General features: G+C 57.9%; 20 protein-coding genes and 1 riboswitch. Of the genes, 18 read left to right on the top strand and 2 right to left on the bottom strand.

Annotated elements, in window-relative coordinates; translation table 11 throughout:
* Positions 1-11: 11 nt before the first annotated feature.
* Positions 12-1271, bottom strand: coding sequence for an ATP-binding protein (locus B3K78_RS05600; protein ID WP_286694647.1), 1260 nt, complete (start codon positions 1269-1271; stop codon positions 12-14).
* 142 nt (positions 1272-1413) lie between these two features.
* Between B3K78_RS05600 and B3K78_RS05595 the strand changes: the two genes are divergently transcribed.
* The 4 genes from B3K78_RS05595 to B3K78_RS05580 all read left to right on the top strand — a co-directional run bounded on the left by B3K78_RS05595 (position 1414) and on the right by B3K78_RS05580 (position 6975).
* Complete coding sequence (locus B3K78_RS05595) at positions 1414-2457, top strand: transporter (RefSeq protein WP_286694646.1); 1044 nt, start codon at positions 1414-1416, stop codon at positions 2455-2457.
* 86 nt (positions 2458-2543) lie between these two features.
* The gene (locus tag B3K78_RS05590) at positions 2544-3083 is read left to right on the top strand and encodes a hypothetical protein (RefSeq protein ID WP_286694645.1); all 540 of its coding nucleotides are present in this window, start codon (positions 2544-2546) and stop codon (positions 3081-3083) included.
* Positions 3084-3113: 30 nt separating this feature from the next.
* A riboswitch (cobalamin riboswitch) is annotated at positions 3114-3269 on the top strand.
* Positions 3270-3379: 110 nt separating this feature from the next.
* Positions 3380-5485 carry a TonB-dependent receptor gene (locus B3K78_RS05585; protein ID WP_286694644.1) on the top strand — a complete coding sequence of 702 codons (2106 nt, stop codon included), beginning with the start codon at positions 3380-3382 and terminating at the stop codon, positions 5483-5485.
* An 11-nt stretch (positions 5486-5496) separates the two neighbouring features.
* A complete protein-coding gene (locus B3K78_RS05580) occupies positions 5497-6975 on the top strand; it encodes a PepSY domain-containing protein (protein ID WP_286694643.1) in 1479 nt (492 codons plus the stop codon).
* On the opposite strand, the gene B3K78_RS05575 is transcribed toward B3K78_RS05580, so the two are convergent.
* Positions 6972-7250 (bottom strand): peptidylprolyl isomerase, encoded by a 279-nt coding sequence (locus tag B3K78_RS05575; protein ID WP_286694642.1) that lies wholly within the window; start codon positions 7248-7250, stop codon positions 6972-6974. The two genes, B3K78_RS05580 and B3K78_RS05575, sit on opposite strands and share 4 nt — an antisense overlap.
* An 81-nt stretch (positions 7251-7331) precedes the next feature.
* Here B3K78_RS05575 and B3K78_RS05570 point away from each other — a divergent pair, with 81 nt between their 5' ends.
* The 14 genes from B3K78_RS05570 to B3K78_RS05505 all read left to right on the top strand — a co-directional run bounded on the left by B3K78_RS05570 (position 7332) and on the right by B3K78_RS05505 (position 18213).
* Positions 7332-8084, top strand: coding sequence for a hypothetical protein (locus B3K78_RS05570; RefSeq protein ID WP_286694641.1), 753 nt, complete (start codon positions 7332-7334; stop codon positions 8082-8084).
* Between the two features lie 28 nt (positions 8085-8112).
* Positions 8113-8796: an NAD(P)-dependent oxidoreductase gene (locus B3K78_RS05565; RefSeq protein ID WP_286694640.1), complete on the top strand. Its 684-nt coding sequence runs from the start codon at positions 8113-8115 to the stop codon at positions 8794-8796.
* Positions 8797-9016: 220 nt separating this feature from the next.
* Positions 9017-9223, top strand: a complete 207-nt coding sequence (locus B3K78_RS05560; protein WP_168448358.1) for a cold-shock protein — start codon at positions 9017-9019, stop codon at positions 9221-9223.
* Positions 9224-9384: 161 nt separating this feature from the next.
* Positions 9385-10770, top strand: coding sequence for an ATP-dependent RNA helicase DbpA (gene dbpA / locus B3K78_RS05555; protein WP_286694639.1), 1386 nt, complete (start codon positions 9385-9387; stop codon positions 10768-10770).
* Positions 10770-11069 carry a hypothetical protein gene (locus B3K78_RS05550; protein WP_286694638.1) on the top strand — a complete coding sequence of 100 codons (300 nt, stop codon included), beginning with the start codon at positions 10770-10772 and terminating at the stop codon, positions 11067-11069. Before dbpA ends, B3K78_RS05550 begins: the two co-directional genes overlap by 1 nt.
* 66 nt (positions 11070-11135) lie before the next feature.
* A complete protein-coding gene (locus B3K78_RS05545; RefSeq protein WP_204996287.1) occupies positions 11136-11825 on the top strand; it encodes a YoaK family protein in 690 nt (229 codons plus the stop codon).
* Positions 11818-12195, top strand: coding sequence for a nuclear transport factor 2 family protein (locus B3K78_RS05540; RefSeq protein WP_286694637.1), 378 nt, complete (start codon positions 11818-11820; stop codon positions 12193-12195). Before B3K78_RS05545 ends, B3K78_RS05540 begins: the two co-directional genes overlap by 8 nt.
* Positions 12195-13277 carry an endonuclease/exonuclease/phosphatase family protein gene (locus B3K78_RS05535; RefSeq protein ID WP_286694636.1) on the top strand — a complete coding sequence of 361 codons (1083 nt, stop codon included), beginning with the start codon at positions 12195-12197 and terminating at the stop codon, positions 13275-13277. Before B3K78_RS05540 ends, B3K78_RS05535 begins: the two co-directional genes overlap by 1 nt.
* A gap of 134 nt (positions 13278-13411) precedes the next feature.
* Positions 13412-14041, top strand: a complete 630-nt coding sequence (locus tag B3K78_RS05530) for a class I SAM-dependent DNA methyltransferase (protein WP_286694635.1) — start codon at positions 13412-13414, stop codon at positions 14039-14041.
* A 30-nt stretch (positions 14042-14071) separates the two neighbouring features.
* Positions 14072-15217 (top strand): hypothetical protein, encoded by a 1146-nt coding sequence (locus tag B3K78_RS05525; protein ID WP_286694634.1) that lies wholly within the window; start codon positions 14072-14074, stop codon positions 15215-15217.
* Between the two features lie 33 nt (positions 15218-15250).
* Complete coding sequence (locus B3K78_RS05520; RefSeq protein WP_286694633.1) at positions 15251-15646, top strand: hypothetical protein; 396 nt, start codon at positions 15251-15253, stop codon at positions 15644-15646.
* A 90-nt stretch (positions 15647-15736) separates the two neighbouring features.
* Complete coding sequence (locus B3K78_RS05515) at positions 15737-16474, top strand: sulfite exporter TauE/SafE family protein (protein WP_286694632.1); 738 nt, start codon at positions 15737-15739, stop codon at positions 16472-16474.
* A gap of 75 nt (positions 16475-16549) precedes the next feature.
* Entirely contained in the window at positions 16550-17731 is a 1182-nt protein-coding gene (locus tag B3K78_RS05510) for an acetyl-CoA C-acyltransferase (RefSeq protein ID WP_286694631.1), read from the top strand.
* A gap of 50 nt (positions 17732-17781) precedes the next feature.
* Positions 17782-18213, top strand: coding sequence for a group II truncated hemoglobin (locus tag B3K78_RS05505; protein ID WP_204996295.1), 432 nt, complete (start codon positions 17782-17784; stop codon positions 18211-18213).
* Positions 18214-18220 lie beyond the last annotated feature (7 nt).

The following is an 18220-nucleotide window of genomic DNA, read 5'->3' as shown; positions in this document are numbered from 1 at the left end:
GGCGTATCCCCTCAATAGCTTCGCTGAGTAATCGCGGCCAGCGGCAGGCTTAGCTCCAGGCGACTGCCGCCTTCCGGGCGGCGCTGCCACTGTAGCTGGCCGCCGTAGCGTTCGGCCGTGGCGTGGCTGAGCAATAGGCCCAGCCCGAGGCCCTTTCCTTTGGTGCTGACATAGGCGCGGTGAATACGCCCCTCCGCGCCGGGCAGGCCCGGACCGCGGTCACAAATCGTTATGTATAAATGAATGTCGTCGCGATGAACCGCCAGCGCAACATCGTCGGGGCTGGCGTCGGCGGCATTGTTTAGCAGGTTGAGAATGCTCTGCGAGACGGTGCCGTCTAAGTTGATGGACAGGCTCTTGCAGTCGTCGGCAATGGACACGGCGACAGCGCAAGCGGGGCGCATAAGCTGCCAGCGGTCGATAACACCGTCGATATAGCTAACCACTGCTGTGGCTTCTGCTTGCTGGGTACTCAGGTCGCGAGCGGTGCTCACCAATTTATCGAGAATCTGTTTGCAGTGGTCGACTTGCTCGCTAAGTGCCTCCACATCGTCGGCATAGTTGTCGTCTATTTCGTCCAGCAAATCCTCGCTAATTACCTTAATTGTGGCTAGCGGCGTGCCGAGTTCGTGCGCTGTACCGGCCGCAAGTGTGGCGACGGCGAGCAGTTGTTCGTCTTGTAGCTGGCGTTCACGCACCTGGGCGAGCTCGTTTTCTTTTTGGCGTAGGCTGGACGCCATGGCGGATACGAAGTAGCTAATAAGCAGGGCGCTGACCACGAAGTTCATCCACATGCCGACCATATGCATATTGATGGCCGGGGCGTTGTGCATATGCTGAGCGTGGGGCGAAAGGGGCGCCAGCGGGATGAAGTAAAACAGCAGTAGCCCATATGCCAGTAGCGATACGATGACCAGACCCCAGGTGTAGCGCAGCGGTAGTGTTGTCGCCGAGATGCACAAGGGCACTAACAGGTAAGAGATAAAGGGGTTGCTACTGCCACCGGAGAGGTACAGAACAGCGGTAAAGCCGGCGACATCAATGCACAGTTGAACGAAAAATTCTAAGTCGGTAACGGGCCAGCGCTGATAGCTGCGCCACCAGCAAAAGGCGGCAAAAATAGCGATGACGCCAAGCAGCAGCTCGAGTGTTACGTAGGGCAGGAGCCAGCCAAGCTGGTATTTGGCGAACTGCAAGGCACCGAATTGCCCGGCGATAACAACGCTACGAATCGCGCAGAGTCGGCGCATATTGGCGATGTCTGAGTTCACAGGCCGCTCCAGATAAAGAGGCGAGTATAGCGCTTGTCGCCATGTAGGCGAATGGCTGCGACATTTTGTCGCAGAGAGGGTGGCGGCGATTTTGCTACCATGTAGCCCACTTTAGGCTTAGTCATAACAACAGGCAATTTCTATGTCCCGCTCTACTCTTTGCACGGCGCTGCTGTCGGCTGCGGTTTTAAGCTCAACCCCTGTATTTGCGCACGACGACATTGTGCAGGTGGCGTCGATGGGCGCGGCCGCCCACGGCCCCATTGGGGTAATGGGTGACCACACTCACAAGGCGGGTGAGTGGATGTTCTCCTACCGCTATATGGCGATGGAGATGGAAGGCAATCTCGACGGTGGTGACTCGCTCTCTGCCCGAGAGATTACCGGCACGATGATGAACCCCGGCCCCTATATGGTTGCGCCGCTAAGCATGGATATGGAAATGCATATGTTTGGTGCCATGTATGCACCCAGCGATGACGTTACGCTGATGTTTATGCTGCCCTACCTGAGTAACGAAATGGATCACCAAACGCGCATGGGTGGCCGCTTTACGACAGAGAGCAGTGGTTGGGGCGACGTGAAGGCCTCGGCGCTGGTCACACTGTATACCTCTGCCGATAATGCCCATCGAGTGCACGCCAACCTCGGCCTAAGCTTGCCAACTGGTAGCATTGACGAGCGCGATGACACGCCAGCAATGAAAAATGCCAAGTTGCCCTACCGCATGCAACTGGGTAGTGGCAGCGTCGACCTCCTGCCGGGTGTGACCTACAGCGGTCAGGACGCGTCACTAAGCTGGGGCGCCCAGCTGGCGTTGACCATTCGCAGTGACTACAACGACAACGACTACCGTCTTGGCAATCGCGCCCAAGTAAGTGCGTGGTTGGCGCACAGCTTCTCTCCGGCGTTGAGCGCTTCGCTGCGCGTAACTCACAGCGCCTGGGGAAATATCGACGGTGCGCGAGACGATCTGAATCCGATGATGGTGCCAACGGCGGACCCCGATGCGCAGGGCGGCGAGCGCAGCGAGCTCTCATTGGGCCTCAATTACCTGTTCCTGAAAGGGGCCGCGAAGGGGCACCGGCTGGCGCTGGAATATGGCGAGCCGGTTTACCAGCACTTGGACGGCCCGCAAATGGAACTGGACTCGACGCTAACCGCAGGCTGGCAATACGCATTTTAATGCGCCTGTCATAGAGCTGCGTCAAACTCCTACATCAATGGCATGCTATTCTGGCATGCCATTTTTGGTTGTAAGGGAGTGCAGTAATGTCCAGAAAGCTAGTTATCAATATCCACCTGTATTTAGCCGCGTTCTTTGCGCCGATGGTGGTGATCATGGCGCTCTCAGGTGGGCTCTACCTGTTGGGTGTAAAGGGCAGTGTCGAAAAAGAGACCGTGGCCGTTGTGCCGGTAAAGATCGATACCCAAAGCCCCGACCTGGAGCAGCAGGTGCGCGACTTACTCCAAGAGCAGGGCCTTAACAGCAACTTCCAATATTTGAAGCACCGCGGCGAAAACCTGGATACTCGTCCGACCAACCGTCAGTTCTACCAGTTGTTGCAACGCGACGATGGCCTGCATATTGTCGCTGCCAAGCCCGATTTGATTGCCGCTTTAATCGAGCTGCACAAGGGGCACGGCCCCACGTTGTATAAGCAGTTTGAAATTGCGTTCTCGATGGCGCTGGTCGTGATTATGCTCAGTGGTTTGTATTTGGGCCTTGCCTCAAAAGGGCTGAAAACACGCACCATACAGCTGAGCTTGTCCGGCACAGCGCTATTTCTGATTCTTGCCTTATTGGCCTGACAAACTTGTGCAGCGGGCGAGCTGTGGTATGCTCCCCCGCGTTCTGAAGGTGCCTGTCGACACGAGCAATCGGTCTGGCAGGTTAAACGGGAAGTTTGGTAAACCGCCAAGGTGAATCCAACGCTGCCCCCGCAACGGTGATCATTTCGATGAGAGCCCGATACCGGCCTTTAGACGTTAACAGCAATGAAGCGGAGGGCTTCATGCGTTGGACTTCTTCTGGCCCTTGCGGCTCGCTGTCGAATTCCCTCGTCCCCTCCCTCATGCGTTTTTTAACTTACGTTTGAGGTTTCACAATGAACAATACGCGATGTTTGCTGCTGTGCAGCGGGCTGGTGTGGTGCGCGCCAAATTTTGCGGAGCATCTTCAACTTGAAGAAATGGCGGTGACCGCCGAAGCCGACACGTCGGTGGGCTTATCGTTGTATGAGCAACACCAGGCCGGGTCCCGGCTGGGCTTAACCGTGATGGAAATTCCCGCCAGTGTGGCGGTCATCACCGGAGAAGACATTGCTGAAAAGGGCGACTTCTCGGGCTTGTCTGCGCTAACGCGGGCGGCGGGCTTCGCCGCCAATGCCTCACCGGGAAATGGCGGCAGTGCCACGTCCGTTCGCGGGTTTGCCGGGCACAGTTCGGTGGTTAGCACCTATGATGGCAAGCGCTTGTATGTGGGCAGTGGCACGGTCAGCTTCCCTGCCGACACCTGGACAATGGCGCGCATTGAGGTGCTGCGTGGCCCTGGTTCGGTGATTAATGGTGTGGGCGCCATTGGCGCCACGGTGAATTACGTGCCGAAAAAGCCGTCCTTCGAGAAGGCGCCGAATGAGCTTGATATCAGTGCAGGCAGTTTTGGTTTACGACGTTTTGCGCTGGGCCTGGGGGATGCGGTATCCGACCAGCTCGCCTATCGCATTGATGCGGTGGATCACCGCAGCGATGGTTACGTGGACCGCGCCGATGAACATCGGCAGGCGCTGGCAGTTGGTGTCTTGTTTCAGCAGACGGCGCAGTTGTCGTGGCAGCTTGCCGTCGATATTGCCGACACTGATGCCGCGCCCTACTGGGGAACACCACTGGTCGATGGTCGGGTGCATCCGTCGACACGTCGCAATAATTACAATGTTAGTGATGCCATCGTGTCTTACCAGGATTTGTGGCCGCGGCTCTCTGTCACTTGGCAGATCAGCGAGGCGGCGGTACTGCGCAGTGAACTCTACTACATGCGTGCCGATCGCCACTGGCGCAATGTTGAGAGTTACGCCTACAACTCGGCCTCTGGTGAGGTGGATCGGAGTTTCTATCTGGAAATACTGCACGACCAGGAGCAGTTGGGCTATCGCGCGGATGTCACCTTAGCGCAACCCTTACTGGGGCGTGACAACCGATTCAACATCGGTTTGGAAGTGAACGATATCGACTTCAGCCACCGCAACAACTCCCCTTACCAAGGCAGCAGTAGCGTCGACCTGGAGCAGCCTGCGCCGGGCCGTTGGCGCGACGGTGTGCAGAGTGCCACCAGCGATGACTTCAGCAGTGAGACACAGCAAGTCGCCTTGTTTCTCGACGATCATCTGCAAATCACGCCACAGTGGAGTGCCGTGTTGGGCTTGCGCTACGACCGACTTGAGATCGAGCGCAACGACGTTGCGCGCAGCAACGGCCAGAGCGCGTCGCGCAGTACCTCGTCGCCCAGTGGTGGCAGTTGGCGTGTTGGTGTGGTTTACCAGCCGTCAGAGGAAACCTCTGTCTATGCGCAATACAGCCGTGCACTCGACCCCATTGGATCGGTACTGACATCGGTGAACGATGACGTAGAGCTGGCCAAGGGTGAGCAAGTAGAGCTCGGCGTAAAACAGCAGTACTGGCAGGGGCGTTTGCAAACCAGTTTAGCGGTATACGATATCGTCAAACGCGACCTGTTGAGCGCTGACCCCGGCGGTGTGCAGCGGCAAATTGGTGAGCAATCTTCCCGAGGTATCGAGTGGGAGGTGTATACACAGGTAAGCGAGTCGGTCAGCCTGGATTTTAATCTGGCATTGGCGCGGGCGCGTTACGAGGAGTTCGTGAAAGGTGGCGATGATCTCTCCGGGAACACCCCGCGCAATGTCGCCGAGAAAACCGCCAACCTGTGGCTGCGTTGGCAGTGGCACCCTCACTGGCAGCTCGGTGCGGGCCTGCGCTATGTGGGTAAGCGCTATGCCAACGACAGTAATACCTCGGTATTGCCGTCCTACCGCGTTGTCGACGCGGCCCTTCACTGGCAGGTTAGTGATGCCCTGCAAATAAGTTTGCGCGGTAAAAACCTGTCGGACACCCGCGACTATGTGTTGGCACCCTATGGTGATCAATGGATCCTGGCAGATGGGCGCGCTGCCGACCTCAGTGTGAATTATCGCTTCTGAGGCGCGGCGCGATGAAACTAAAGCGGTATTTATATCTGGGGCATCGCTGGCTGGGTGTGGCTATGTGCGTACTGTTTGCCATGTGGTTTATCAGCGGCATTGTGCTGATGTATGTGCCCTATCCTGGCTTGAGCGAGGAGGAGCGACTGGCGGGCTTGCCGCCGCTGCGGGCCTCTGCCGTTGCCGTTTCCCCGCGGCAGTTGTTGAGCGAGGCGGGCGTTACTCAGCTCAGCCTGCGCGCCATTGGCGATCGCGCTGCCTATGTTGTTGGTTTCAGCGATGGCCGAACAGAGCGGTATTACGCTGATACGGCCGAGCCCGTCGCCGCAATTTCTGCGGAGGAGGCCGTCGGGTTTGCGCAGGCCTTTGCCCGGCGCAGTGGTCGCCTGGCGGCCGGTGACGCTGGGGTGGTATCGGTGGCGAGTATCGACTACGACCAGTGGAGCTTATCGTCGAGCTTGCGCGAGCATCGCCCGCTCTTTCGGGTGGACCTTGGCACCGAGGATGGGCTTCAGCTTTATGTGTCGTCGCAAACGGGCCAGGTGCTGCGAGATACCACGCGCTTTGAACGCAGCTGGAATTGGCTGGGGGCCAACCTGCATTGGCTCTATCCGGCGGCGCTGCGTCGCCACTCAGAACTGTGGGCACAGTTGGTAATTGCTTTATCGCTATTGGGGTTGCTGTCTATTGCCAGTGGGGCCGTTGTAGGTATTTGGCGTTTGCGTCTGCGCAAACCCTACAAGGGGCGTCGTTATAGCCCCTATCGTGGGGTGATGAAATGGCACCACGTAATGGGGCTGATCTGCGTATTATTCTTCGCCACCTATATGTTCAGCGGTTTGATGTCGATGAGCCCGTGGGGAATTTTTTCGTCAGGCGAGCCCTACTCTCGGCAGGCGCAGCGCTATTACGGCGGAGGGGAAATCGCGGACGAGGTGGCGTCACTGCACGCGCTTCAACAGGTTCTCCGTAGCGGGGAATACCGAGAATTGCATTGGCGACGATTGGGCGGCGAATATTACCTGCTTGGCTCGCGCTCCCCTCGCCACACAGACTTATTGCGGCCGCTGTCCTGGCAGCGTGAGCCGGTGATGGCGGCGAAGGTCGCCGATGCCGCAGCGCAGCTGCTGCCCGGCTACGGCTACCGACTTGAAACGCTGGCCGGGCACGATGTGTACTACTACAGCCATCACCAGCGTTATCGTCCGCTGCCGGTGATGCGGCTGCGTTTTGACGACCCACAGGCAACGTGGTTCCACATTGACCCGCTAACGGGTGAGCTGCGTGGCAGGCTTAATCAGCGCGAGCGATTGCGGCGCTGGCTATACAACGGCTTGCATAGCTGGGACTTTTTGCCGCTGTTGAACCGTCGTCCTCTCTGGGATGTATTGGTGATTACAATGATGGTTTTGGGGGCTGGCTTTTCGATAACCGCGATAATCATCGCGGCGAAACGCCTTCAGGCGCGGCCCAGCAGGCGTCGCGCTTAACCGCGAAAATACACCTGCACCAAGTGATAGCCGAACTTACTCTTGATCGGGCCGTGGGTTTGGCGCAGGGCGTTATTGAAAATCACCTTGTCGATGCTGGGTACCATTTGTCGGCGGCGAACTTCGCCGAGATCGCCGCCTTTCTTCGCTGAGGGGCACGTGGAATACTTGCGTGCCAGCACATCAAAGGCCTGCCCTTTCGAAAGGCGGCGTTTGATATCCAAGGCTTCGGCCTCTGTCGCGACAAGGATGTGGCGCGCCATTGCTGTGTTCATTGCGGGCATTCCCGGGCTGGTAATTAGGGGAGGCTGATTATAATGTGGCGGGCCAACGGTCGCGAATAGTTCCGAGTGTGTATGTACCGCCCCGCCTTTAGCTTTGATGATATCGCTGCAGAATGCACGGTTACTACGGGATGCTATCGCCTGGATGGCCGTTTGTTAGGGCTTCGTATAGCCGTGCCTGAAGCGCTGCACAGCTGCCACCCTTTTAATGCCTCGGCCTACGACTTCTTGCAGCAGCTGCGCAAGGAAATTTTTGAATGGGGCATTATCGAATTCCCCGGTTTGCCGCTGAACCCCACCAATTACACCCTGGCGCAACGCGCGCCTCAGCAGCATGCATACAGCAGCAATCCCTATCTCACTGACTTTTGTCAGAGCCCTCACCAGGACACACCGCCGTATCCGACGGCCTTTTGGCTGGCTGCACCGCGCCGTTATTTCGCTACCTGGGTGATGGGCCATACGATGGCTGAGCGCTTTTACCAGTTGCAGGGCCAGCAGCCACAGCTTTCTGTTGATGCCTTACACGAGCAGTGGGTGGCTCGCAGTCTTGAGGAGGGCAGTGGTCTGCTGCTGAATCGTCAGCCGGGTTTATTGATACTCGATAATAGTCACCACAATCGCTTGTACCATGCGCGAACCAGCCTGCTGTCGGCGCAGCAGGCCGCCGATGTTTGCAGCGATACCCCGATGTACGCGTTTAACGAGGTGGGGCTGCTGCATTATATTGACCAAATGGACAGTCGGCGCGGCGACGAACATCGCGATGCGCAAGCGCGACAACAGGTTGCAGAATTTATGGCCCGCGAGGGCTTGCAGGGCTGAGCTCAGGCTGACAGGCGAGGGATAAAAAATGCGAATTTGTGTGGTGGGCGCTTCGGGCAAGTTGGGGCAATACATGGTTCGGCAGTTGTTGGAGGCGGGTGACGAGGTCGCCGCTGTGTGTCGCCCCGAGAGCGTGAAAAAGCTGGACGAATTTGCCGGCCGCATTGAGATCTTTCCCGGTAAAACCAATGATCGGGCAGTGCTGCGTCGCGCCCTTCAAGGCTGCGATGGTGCCGTAGTTGTGCTGGTGCCCTGGGGTGTCCAGCAGTATGCCTCTGGTACGGCGCAGGCGGTGCTGGATTATGCTGAGCCCGCCGCGCGCTTGGTATTTTCCTGTGGCTGGCACATCACCATGGATGGTCGCGACCGCTACCCCTGGCACTTCACGCTGTTGCTGAAACTGGTGGGTGCGATCGCAAAAATGCTGCGCCTGGTTGAGCTGGACGACCAGGTGGAAGCCTGTCGTCGGGTTTTTGCCAGCGACCGGCGCTGGACGGTAGTGCGTGGTTCCGACTTAGAGGAGGGCCCCAGCGAGGGGTTGCCAGTGTGGAGCGAGCACGTCGGCGACCCGATTTTGGCCAGCAATAAAACGCGGCGGGTGGATTTTGCTGGCTTTATGGTCGCGGCGCTTCGCGACGACAGTTTGCTGCACAAGGCGCCGGCAATCGTCAGTTGCCGCGCGCAATCTGTTATTGCTCAGCGTGGTGAATAGGCGGGTTTGGCTGCGGTTTTTACGGCCTAAAAAAAGCTATACCTCTATTCACTTTACCTATATAGTGGGCACCAGCTAGAAAGTAGCTCCTAATATTTATGCACGCCATTTCGATGTTCTACCTTTAGTTCTCGTCCTGATCTCATAAGTAATAGAAACACTTCCAGCACAACCGCCTCGTGTGAGGCAAAACTTATTTTTGAAAACTCAGGATAGAAATATGTCTACAGTTACTGGCACAGTAAAATGGTTCAACGAAACTAAAGGCTTCGGCTTCATCGAGCAAGAAAATGGCCCAGACGTGTTCGCACACTTCAGCGCTATCTCTGGCAGCGGCTTCAAAACTCTGGTTGAAGGCCAGCGTGTAGAATTCTCTGTAAGCCAAGGCCAAAAAGGCCCACAGGCTGACAACATCGTTGTACTGTAATGATGTGATCCGTTAGTCGGATCAGCATTACTCGGCTACGGCCGAATAACGAGAAGGGGCAGAACCGCGAGGTTCTGCCCTTTTGCTTTTGGGCTTTTAAAACACGGCTGAACTGGCATCATAGCCCTATACCCGCCAGCTCAATATACATAGGTACCACCTTGAATCACTACGATTTCGCCAGCCTGTCGCTCAAAAGTGGGCTGCGCAATAACCTTTCCTCTTTGGGCTATCAGCAAATGACTGCGGTACAGGCTGGCGCCCTGCCGCGCATTCTCGACGGCGTGGACCTGATCGCACAGGCCAAAACCGGCTCAGGCAAAACGGTGGCCTTTGGTTTGGGGGTGTTGCAGAAGCTGGAGGTCAAACGCTTTGCGGTGCAGTCATTGGTGCTGTGCCCAACCCGTGAGCTGGCCGATCAGGTGGCGAGAGAGCTGCGCAAGTTGGCGCGGGGCGTGCACAATGTGAAGGTGCTGACCCTGTGTGGTGGCATGCCCTTTGGGCCGCAGGTCGGCTCGCTGGAGCACGGCGCGCATATTATTGTGGGGACGCCGGGAAGGGTAGAGGAGCACCTGCGCAAGGGCAATCTTAAGCTCGACGCGCTCTCCATGCTGGTTCTGGACGAGGCCGATCGCATGTTGGAAATGGGCTTTCAGGCGACGCTGGACGCCATCGTGGAAAAAATGCCTAAGCAGCGTCAGACCCTGTTGTTCAGTGCAACATACCCGGATGAGATCCGTGCAATTTCCACGCGGGTGATGAACCAGCCTGAATTGCTGCAAATTAAAGAGCAGCACAGCGCAACGACAATCGCGCAGAGTTTTTATTACGTCAATGACAATGCCGAGCGAGTAGAGGCAGTGCTTCGCTTACTGCTTGAACACCGCCCCGACTCCGCCGTGGTATTTTGCAACACGCGGCGCGATACCGAAGAGGTGGCGGCGCGACTGCGCGAGGCCAATCTGAAGGTCATTGCACTGCACGGCGAGTTGGACCAACGCGCTCGTGACCAGGCCTTGGTGTGTTTTGCCAACAAGAGTGTGTCGGTGTTGGTGGCCACCGACGTGGCCGCGCGAGGCCTGGATATTGAAGAGCTGGATATGGTGATCAATTACCACATCGCCCGCGATCCCGAGGTTCACACTCACCGGATTGGTCGAACAGGTCGGGCCGGTGCAAAGGGGCGCGCCTGTAGCTTGTTTGGCGATCGCGAGCGCCAGAAAATTGAGCGGCTCGAAGCGCAGAGTCAGGCGGCGATCCGCCCTGAGCCCCTGCCCAGTGCGGCCGTATTGAGTGCCCCGGGCTACAAACCGGCGATGGTTTGCCTACAATTGGACTCCGGCAAAAAGCAGAAAATTCGCCCGGGTGACATCCTTGGGGCGCTCACTCGTGAAGACGGTGTTGCCGGCAAAGAAGTGGGTAAAATTCATATCTTTGATAACTGCGCCTACGTTGCCGTGCGCAGACATGTCGCCGACCAAGCATTGCGCACGCTGACGGCCGGTAAGCTGAAAGGCCGCAGTGTACGGGTGCGCAAGATTCGCTGATGGCCGCTGGGTGGCACTGCTTGAATTTAGGCGATGCGCTGCTGGCGGAGCCGCAGCACGCCGCTCTGGTAACCGACTTTCAGCGCCGCTACTCGGCGTCTGCCACGCCGCGGGTTTTGATAACCAGGCACGAGTCAGAGGGGCGCTTGCACTGTGAGGTACTGGTGTATTTTTCGCCCGGTTGCGAGGCACTGGCTGCGGTTTGGCAAGCGAGGCCTTGCCGAGCGCCCGGTGGCAGTGGGCTGAGTTATGGCACGGGTGCCGGTAGCGAATGGCAACGTGCGTTTCCACTGGCGTAGCGTCAATTTCGCAAACCGTCCTGCAACTGTTCCACGGGTTTGCCCGACAGACAAAGGGAGCTAGCGTTGATTCATTCACTGCCGCGTTGGTTGGAGCTGGGCGCCTTTACCTTGGCGCTGCTGGCCGGCATCGTTAATGCGGTGGGCCTGCTAGGCTTTGCCCACCAGTCGGTTTCCCACCTGTCTGGCACCGCTACGCTGCTGGGCGCTGGCCTACTGAGCGATACCGGGGCCTGGCATTTATTGGCAATTCTGCTGAGCTTTCTATTGGGCGCCGCAATTTCCGGGTATTTGAACCGCAGCGAAACCCTGAGCCTGGGGCGTCATTACGACACGTTGCTCGTGATAGAGGGGGCACTGTTGTTGATAGCGATCGCGTTTCTTCAGCGTGAGCAGGGCGCCGGGCACTACTTTGCGTCAGCGGCCTGCGGCCTACAAAATGCCATGGCGACCCGGTACAGCGGGGCTGTGGTTCGCACCACCCATGTGACCGGCTTGTTCACTGACCTCGGGATAATGATCGGCGCCGCGCTGCGGGGCGAGCACTTTGACCGCCGCAAAGCCAGCCTGTTTATGCTGATCATTTTGGGTTTTACCGGCGGCGGCAGTGCCGGGGCCTGGCTCTATGCCGGGCTTGGCTTCTTCGCTTTGACAATACCCGCTGTGCTATGTTTTTTGCTGGCGCTGGCCTACCGTATAACGCGGTTGCGTGCGGCGAGTACCCCTATAGGCACAGAGGCGACGCGGGATGAGTAAAGCGATTATTGAAGACTATTTTCGTACCTATAATTCAGAATCCCCCGATGCACTGAGGGATTTTTATCACCCCGACATTGTGTTGCATACCGCCGATGGGGCACTGCGTGGGCCTGACGCGATTCTAGCGGTGTACAAACACATTATCGCCCAGTTCTACGACCACATGACGCCTGAACATATTGCCTGCCAGGGCGACGAATACGTCGTTGATATTCGCGACCGCTTCACTGCCAAGGTGGCGGTGGCAGACTTTATGGGTCACTCATTTGCCGAGGGCGAGAGCCTGGAGTTGTTGTTGCACGCGCGCTATCGCCTGCGAGAGGGCCGCATTGTCAGTGCCGATATTCGCATGGCCGAGGAATCGTAATGGGCGCAGTAATTGTAGTATTGAGCTTGGTTTGCGTGGTGGCCTCGCTATTGCCGGCCCTGCCCAAGCAGCAGTGGTGGGTACGCGCGTTTGATTTCCCGCGCATGCAAATTGCTCTGCTGGCCAGCGCCTTGGTGGCAGCGCAATATCTGCTATTAGATAGCAATCAGGAGTGGGTGCAGGCGATGGTGGGGGTGACCGCAGCCTGCGCCGTCTATCAGTGGTGGTGGATCATTCCCTACACGCCGTTTTATCCCAAGGAGGTGCCAGATGCGCCGGCTCAAACACGGCTACCCACACTGCGTCTGTTAACGGCGAATGTGCTTACCCCCAATCGCAACGCTGAGGCATTTTTGTCGCTGGTGCGAGAGACGCGCCCCGATGTGCTCGTGACCCTGGAAAGTGATGCGTGGTGGCAAAACGCGCTGGCGGAGCTGGATGCCGACTATCCCCACAGCGTTAAATGTCCTCAGGATAATTTATACGGTATGCACTTGTATTCGCGCTGGCCGCTGCTCGATAGCCACGTTGAATTTTTGGTCGAAGAGGATGTGCCGTCGATACATGTGTTGCTGCAAATGCCAGGCGGACCGCGGCTGCGCTTACACTGCCTGCACCCTGCACCACCGAGCCCGACAGAAAATGACGAATCGGCGGAGCGCGATGCCGAGCTGATGGTGGTTGCCAAGAAGCTGGATGCCTGCCGCGAGCCAGTGGTGGTATGCGGCGACCTGAATGATGTGGCCTGGTCGCGAACAACGCGCTTGTTCCGCAAGAAAAGCGGCCTGCTGGACCCCCGGGTTGGGCGCGGGATGTTCAATACCTTCCATGCGAAATATCCGGGCATGCGCTGGCCCTTGGATCACGTGTTTCACAGCAGCCACTTTGCTGTTGCCGAGATTGACCGACTGCCGGCCTTTGGCTCCGACCACTTCGCCTTGTACACCGAGCTGGTATCGGTGGCTGAGCAGCATCGCGCAGATGCCGGTTTGGACGCCGACGCGGATACCGACAGCGAGGTCGATGCCTTGATTGCCCAGCAAGATGTGGGTGTTGACGATGTACCCACACCGAGAGCGTAGGGCGCGTTCGCGGACTGAATGGGATTTTTGCAAAGTGGCGCAGATATTAAAGCGGAACTTTATTTTATGCTGGGCCTCTACGTTAAGGTGAGCTTCACTGCCTGTTGATACCGGCCCACAGCAAGGACGAATCCATGACGCCGCAGGAACTTGGCGCAACCTACGACTACATTGCCCCGCTTTATCAGCGCGATATGCTGCATTCCGACTACGGACTGAGTGCCCTGCGACGCGCGATACGTTATTGCCCGATTGTGGGCGACGCACTGGATGTCGGTTGCGGCGTGGGAGGGCGGATGATTGACGCCCTTCAGCAAGCGGGCTTTACGCCTGAGGGCATCGATGTTTCGGCAGGGATGTTGAGTCTGGCGCAACAGTCGCACCCGGGGCTGGGGTTCTGTCGCGCCGACATTTGCCAATGGCAGAGTCAGCGGCGCTTCGCACTGATTCTGGCATGGGACAGTCTTTTTCACCTCCCGCTCAACGAGCACGAGCCAGTACTGAGAAAGCTGTGTCGACTACTTGATGACAACGGCGTGCTGATATACAGCTTCGGCGACGCCGAGGGCAGCCACATCGACCAGTGGCACGGTCGCGATTTTCACTACAGCTCTATCGGTATTTCGGAAAATCTCCGCGTGCTAATGAGCGAGGGGCTGACCATCCTCCACTGCGAGCGCGATCAGCACCCGCAATCCCATGTCTATGTGATCGCTCACAAGCGCCAAAAAGACGAGGGCGCCAGCGCGCAGCGTCTGCTTTAATCACGCTTTTATCGACAAGAGACTGTGCGAATGAAAGCCCTTCTTCTCTGCCTTGGCGTGCTGCTGGCTGCTGAGTTTGCGGTGGCAGAGCCTGCGCCGCAGACCCATATTGGCCGCTACAATATCCTCGACGCCGATATTCACTACCGCAATCCGAATACCGGGGTGGCACTAAGTCAGAGCGAGACGCGGGAGCTGGTCATCCGCCTTTATAACACCCGGGCGGTGAATCACGCTGATATCGTTGAGCAGCTCGCCCTGCAGAGTGATGTGAATCGCGGCGAGGGCTTTGCCAGCGCCAATCCCTATTATCCTCGCGCGGAGGAGGTCTCGATAGCGTTGCCCAAACCGCGCAGTGTCGTTCGCGACGGCAAAACGGTTCACAACCCGGAGGGTTACGCTGATATTGCTGAAGGCTACGAGCTGGAAAATGGCCGTCCCAATTACTTCCAGCAACAGCGCGTCAGCCAGTGGTTCAGCGACGTGAGTCACGGCAAGGCTGTGGCGCAGGAGGTGTGTGCGGTAAAGTTTACCGATGCAGCGCAGCAGCGCTATGAGCTGAAAACCTTCGCCAATGGCGAGGCAGCTAAACAAGCGGGCTGGACCATTACGCATCAGTACCACTGCGGCACGTGCTCGACGCTACAAGATCTAGCGGCATATATGGGCATTCCCGATCAAACGACACCGGTGCGCGCCTGTACCAAGAAGGGGCGAGGGCAGCTCAGCAAGCTGGACGACGTTAAGCAGTGCATTATCGAGGAAGTGGGCTTCACAGAAATGTGTGCGGAAAGCTGGGCGTACAACGGTATTCATACAGGCGCCGAATGTGCTCTGGACTGTATGCGCAGTTACGGGCGCGATGCCTGGTTATCGCCGCTGTTGCGCGGCGTTTTCAATACCATGGTGAAAGGCGAATTTAGTGCCTGCCCCGCGGATGTGGAAAGCGACGACCCAGCCTTGCGGGCCATCCTTCAGGCCAATGGCTGCCCGCTGGAGAATGAAAAAACCGGTAAGCTCAATGCCTGCTTGTGGTGTGACGAAAAAACCTCCGGCCCCGGTTTTAAGTACACCGCTGCGCGGACGCGGCGTGGCTCGGGCTTGCCCTCGGCCATTCCCCGTCCCAATGATCGTTTATTTTACGAGGCTGATCACAGCGCGTATTTCAATGACTGAGCAGCCTGCGATTAGTGTTTGTGGAGAGAAAACATGATGCCCATTATGCTGGGGATCGCGCTTGCGGTGGTGATCGCGGCATCTGCACGCTGGATGCAGTTTGACCGGGATAGAAGCTTTTACCCCACCGTGTTAATTGTGATCGCCAGTTACTACCTTTTGTTTGCCTGTATGGCTGGGCAAGCTGTTTTTGAGGAGGCGCTTGTTGCGCTGGCGTTTACCGCAGCGGCCTTGCTTGCCGCGTTTTACTGGCCGCTGGGGGTGGGCATTGGCATCGCGTTGCACGGCATATTCGATATCCTCCACGACGGCCTTATCGACAACCCCGGTGTACCGATCTGGTGGCCAGCCTTTTGCGCAGCGGTGGATCTTACCCTAGGCGCTTGGCTGGTGGTCTATTCGCTTAGGGCGCCGCAGAGTCGTCAATAACCGCCGGGGTATTACAGCCGCGATTACCGGGCGCCGATCGCTGGCTGATTTGCATCTTCAGATTTCACCGAGCGGTACGGGAGGTTTTGCGTGGAGCTACTGCTAATTGTCACCGCTGGATTTGTTGGTGGGGCGATGAATGCACTGGCGGGCGGCGGCAGTTTTGTCACCTTACCGGCACTGGTGTTTGCCGGATTGCCGCCGGTAATGGCGAATGCCACGGGTACAGCGGCGTTGCTGCCCGGCTATATCATGAGCGCCTGGCGCTTTCGTCGCGATATTCACGCGCCTGCAGGCCTGTCTTGGTCACGTCTGTTAGGGATTAGCCTACTGGGTGGTAGCCTTGGCGCGGCGCTGTTAACGGTCGGCGACCCGCAGTGGTTTGCGCGCCTGGCGCCCTGGTTGATACTGCTGGCAACCATGCTGTTCGCACTGGCCCCTTCATTACTGGCTTCCGTCCGCGAGGTTAGGCGACCTCTGGCCCTTAGCAGTGTGTTTGTGGTGTGTCTCTATGGCGGCTATTTCAATGGTGGTTTGGGCATTATTTTGTTGGCGGCCCTGGGCTTACTCGGGCAGCGCAATCTGCACAGCATGAACGGGGTGAAAAATGTGTTATCCGCGGTGCTGACTGCTATTGCGGTGTTGGTGTATGCGGCGGGTGACATGGTGGCGTGGGCGTCTTTCCTGCCGATGGCGTTGGCCGCAATTGTTGGCGGGTATGCGGGTGCTGCGCTGGCCTATCGTATTCCGGCGTCGTGGTTACGCGGCGGTATTGTGGTGGTGGGGCTGGTGATGGCAGCGGTCTTCTTTCTTCGTTTGCCTGCGTAAGATTTATTACTTGCATTGTGATACCTTTTTCCTGCCCGCCCGTGAGCGGTGAACCGAGAGGAATAAGGAGCAGAAATGGACGCGTACCTATACGACTGTTTGCGCAGCCCGCGAGCCAAGGCCAAAGCCGAACAGGGGAGTTTGGCGACGATGCCGCCGCACGAGATGGTTAGGCAGTTGTTGTCGGCCATGGAAGGGCGTCACCCGGGCGTGCGTGAGTCGGCTCAGCAGCTGCTGCTGGGCTGTGTCGGTCAAGTGTCCAGCCAGGGGGGCAATATTGCCCTGGTCAGCAAAATGGCCGCAGGGCTTAGCGACAGTGCAGCCGCTTACACGCTGAATAACTACTGCGTATCGGGTCTCACGGCCATTAGCCAGGCGGTGCTGGCAGTGCAGGCTGGCATGAGTCATATGAGCCTGGCGGGCGGCGTCGAGAATTTAAGCCAGGTACCTTTTATGGCCGACCGCGCAAGCTATTACAGTGACGCTAGTCTGCCGCGCAAGGGACGATTCATTCCTGTTCCGGTGGCCGCTGACCTGTTGGCCAGTCAGTTTGATGTGACGGTTGAACAACTCAATGCACAGGCATTGCGCTCCCACCAGCGAGCGGCGGCTGCGCAGCAACAGACGGCGTTCAATGCGTCGCTGGTGGCGATGACGTCGGCCGACGGCAGTGTGCTGGCAGATCGCGACGAAGCGATTCAGGCGCAGCTTTCTGCTGAAAGCCTGGCGGCGATGCCGCCGGCCTTTGCCGACTTTGCCAAGCCTTATGCTGAGACGCTGCATGGCCGCGCATTGGAAGCGCGACACAGTTTTGCGCATATGCCGCCCATGGTGGATGGTGCTGCGGTGGCGTTGATCGGCCCTGCGAATTTGCCGCTGGAAAGCGCGCCGCGGGCCCGCTTCATTGCACTGTCAGAGCACTGCGGCAGTCCTGAGGAGTCCCTGACGGGCGGCTTTGCGGCGATGGAGCAGGTGCTGAGCCGCGCGGGTTTATCGCTGGACGATATCGATGTTATCGAGATGATGGAGGCCTTTGCCGTTGTGCCGGCGCTGTTTGAGCAACGTTATCGCGTTGACCCCAGTAAAGTGAATATTGCTGGCGGCCACTTGGCAAAAGGGCACCCAATGGGCGCCACCGGTGCGGTACTATTGTCGTGTTTGGTGGATGCGTTGGAGCAGCGCGATGGCCGCCTGGGGATGGTTGTTGCAACCGGAGCCTCGGGTATTGGCGCCGCTGTCATCATAGAGCGACTGTGACGATAACGGTGACTGAGCGCGCGCGGCGGCGATGATATTGAGGAGCGAGTGTGAGTCTTAAATTGGCATTTGGCGAGGGCGATGCGTCCTACAAAGCGGCGGGGGAGCTGGCGGGCATTACTGCGCTGGTCGATGATTTTTACGCCGTTATGGACACCGAACCCCATGCGGCGGTAATCCGCGCCATGCACCCTGACGACCTGTCCTCTTCGCGCCAGCGCTTGAGTTATTTTCTGTCGGGCTGGTTGGGCGGGCCGCGCCTGTATCGTGAGCACTTCGGTGCGATCAGTATTCCCGATATCCACAAGCATTTGCGAATCGGGTCAGAAGAGCGAGACCAATGGCTGTGGTGCATGCAGCGCGCACTGGATCGGCAGGACTACCCGCCGGAGTTCAAAGAATATTTGCTCGCCCAACTCAGTATTCCTGCTGAGCGGGTTCGCCAGCGCAGCCAACTAGAGCACGCCGCCAAATCGGGTTGAATCCTGG

Origin of the sequence: Spongiibacter sp. UBA1325 (assembly GCF_002306875.1) — a bacterium.
Lineage (GTDB): Bacteria > Pseudomonadota > Gammaproteobacteria > Pseudomonadales > Spongiibacteraceae > Spongiibacter > Spongiibacter marinus.
Note: the sequence above shows the minus strand (reverse complement) of the source record. Positions and strands in the feature narration are given on the sequence as shown.

What these genes read in the sequence shown, in the direction of transcription:
- B3K78_RS05510 (WP_286694631.1), top strand. Translation starts at nt 16,550, where the DNA reads ATGGACGCGTACCTATACGACTGTTTGCGCAGCCCGCGAGCCAAGGCC.
- B3K78_RS05560 (WP_168448358.1), top strand. Translation starts at nt 9,017, where the DNA reads ATGTCTACAGTTACTGGCACAGTAAAATGGTTCAACGAAACTAAAGGC.
- B3K78_RS05535 (WP_286694636.1), top strand. Translation starts at nt 12,195, where the DNA reads ATGGGCGCAGTAATTGTAGTATTGAGCTTGGTTTGCGTGGTGGCCTCG.
- B3K78_RS05520 (WP_286694633.1), top strand. Translation starts at nt 15,251, where the DNA reads ATGATGCCCATTATGCTGGGGATCGCGCTTGCGGTGGTGATCGCGGCA.
- B3K78_RS05550 (WP_286694638.1), top strand. Translation starts at nt 10,770, where the DNA reads ATGGCCGCTGGGTGGCACTGCTTGAATTTAGGCGATGCGCTGCTGGCG.
- B3K78_RS05575 (WP_286694642.1), bottom strand. Translation starts at nt 7,250, where the DNA reads ATGAACACAGCAATGGCGCGCCACATCCTTGTCGCGACAGAGGCCGAA.
- B3K78_RS05565 (WP_286694640.1), top strand. Translation starts at nt 8,113, where the DNA reads ATGCGAATTTGTGTGGTGGGCGCTTCGGGCAAGTTGGGGCAATACATG.
- B3K78_RS05540 (WP_286694637.1), top strand. Translation starts at nt 11,818, where the DNA reads ATGAGTAAAGCGATTATTGAAGACTATTTTCGTACCTATAATTCAGAA.
- B3K78_RS05530 (WP_286694635.1), top strand. Translation starts at nt 13,412, where the DNA reads ATGACGCCGCAGGAACTTGGCGCAACCTACGACTACATTGCCCCGCTT.
- B3K78_RS05585 (WP_286694644.1), top strand. Translation starts at nt 3,380, where the DNA reads ATGAACAATACGCGATGTTTGCTGCTGTGCAGCGGGCTGGTGTGGTGC.
- B3K78_RS05580 (WP_286694643.1), top strand. Translation starts at nt 5,497, where the DNA reads ATGAAACTAAAGCGGTATTTATATCTGGGGCATCGCTGGCTGGGTGTG.
- B3K78_RS05595 (WP_286694646.1), top strand. Translation starts at nt 1,414, where the DNA reads ATGTCCCGCTCTACTCTTTGCACGGCGCTGCTGTCGGCTGCGGTTTTA.
- B3K78_RS05570 (WP_286694641.1), top strand. Translation starts at nt 7,332, where the DNA reads ATGTACCGCCCCGCCTTTAGCTTTGATGATATCGCTGCAGAATGCACG.
- B3K78_RS05590 (WP_286694645.1), top strand. Translation starts at nt 2,544, where the DNA reads ATGTCCAGAAAGCTAGTTATCAATATCCACCTGTATTTAGCCGCGTTC.
- B3K78_RS05525 (WP_286694634.1), top strand. Translation starts at nt 14,072, where the DNA reads ATGAAAGCCCTTCTTCTCTGCCTTGGCGTGCTGCTGGCTGCTGAGTTT.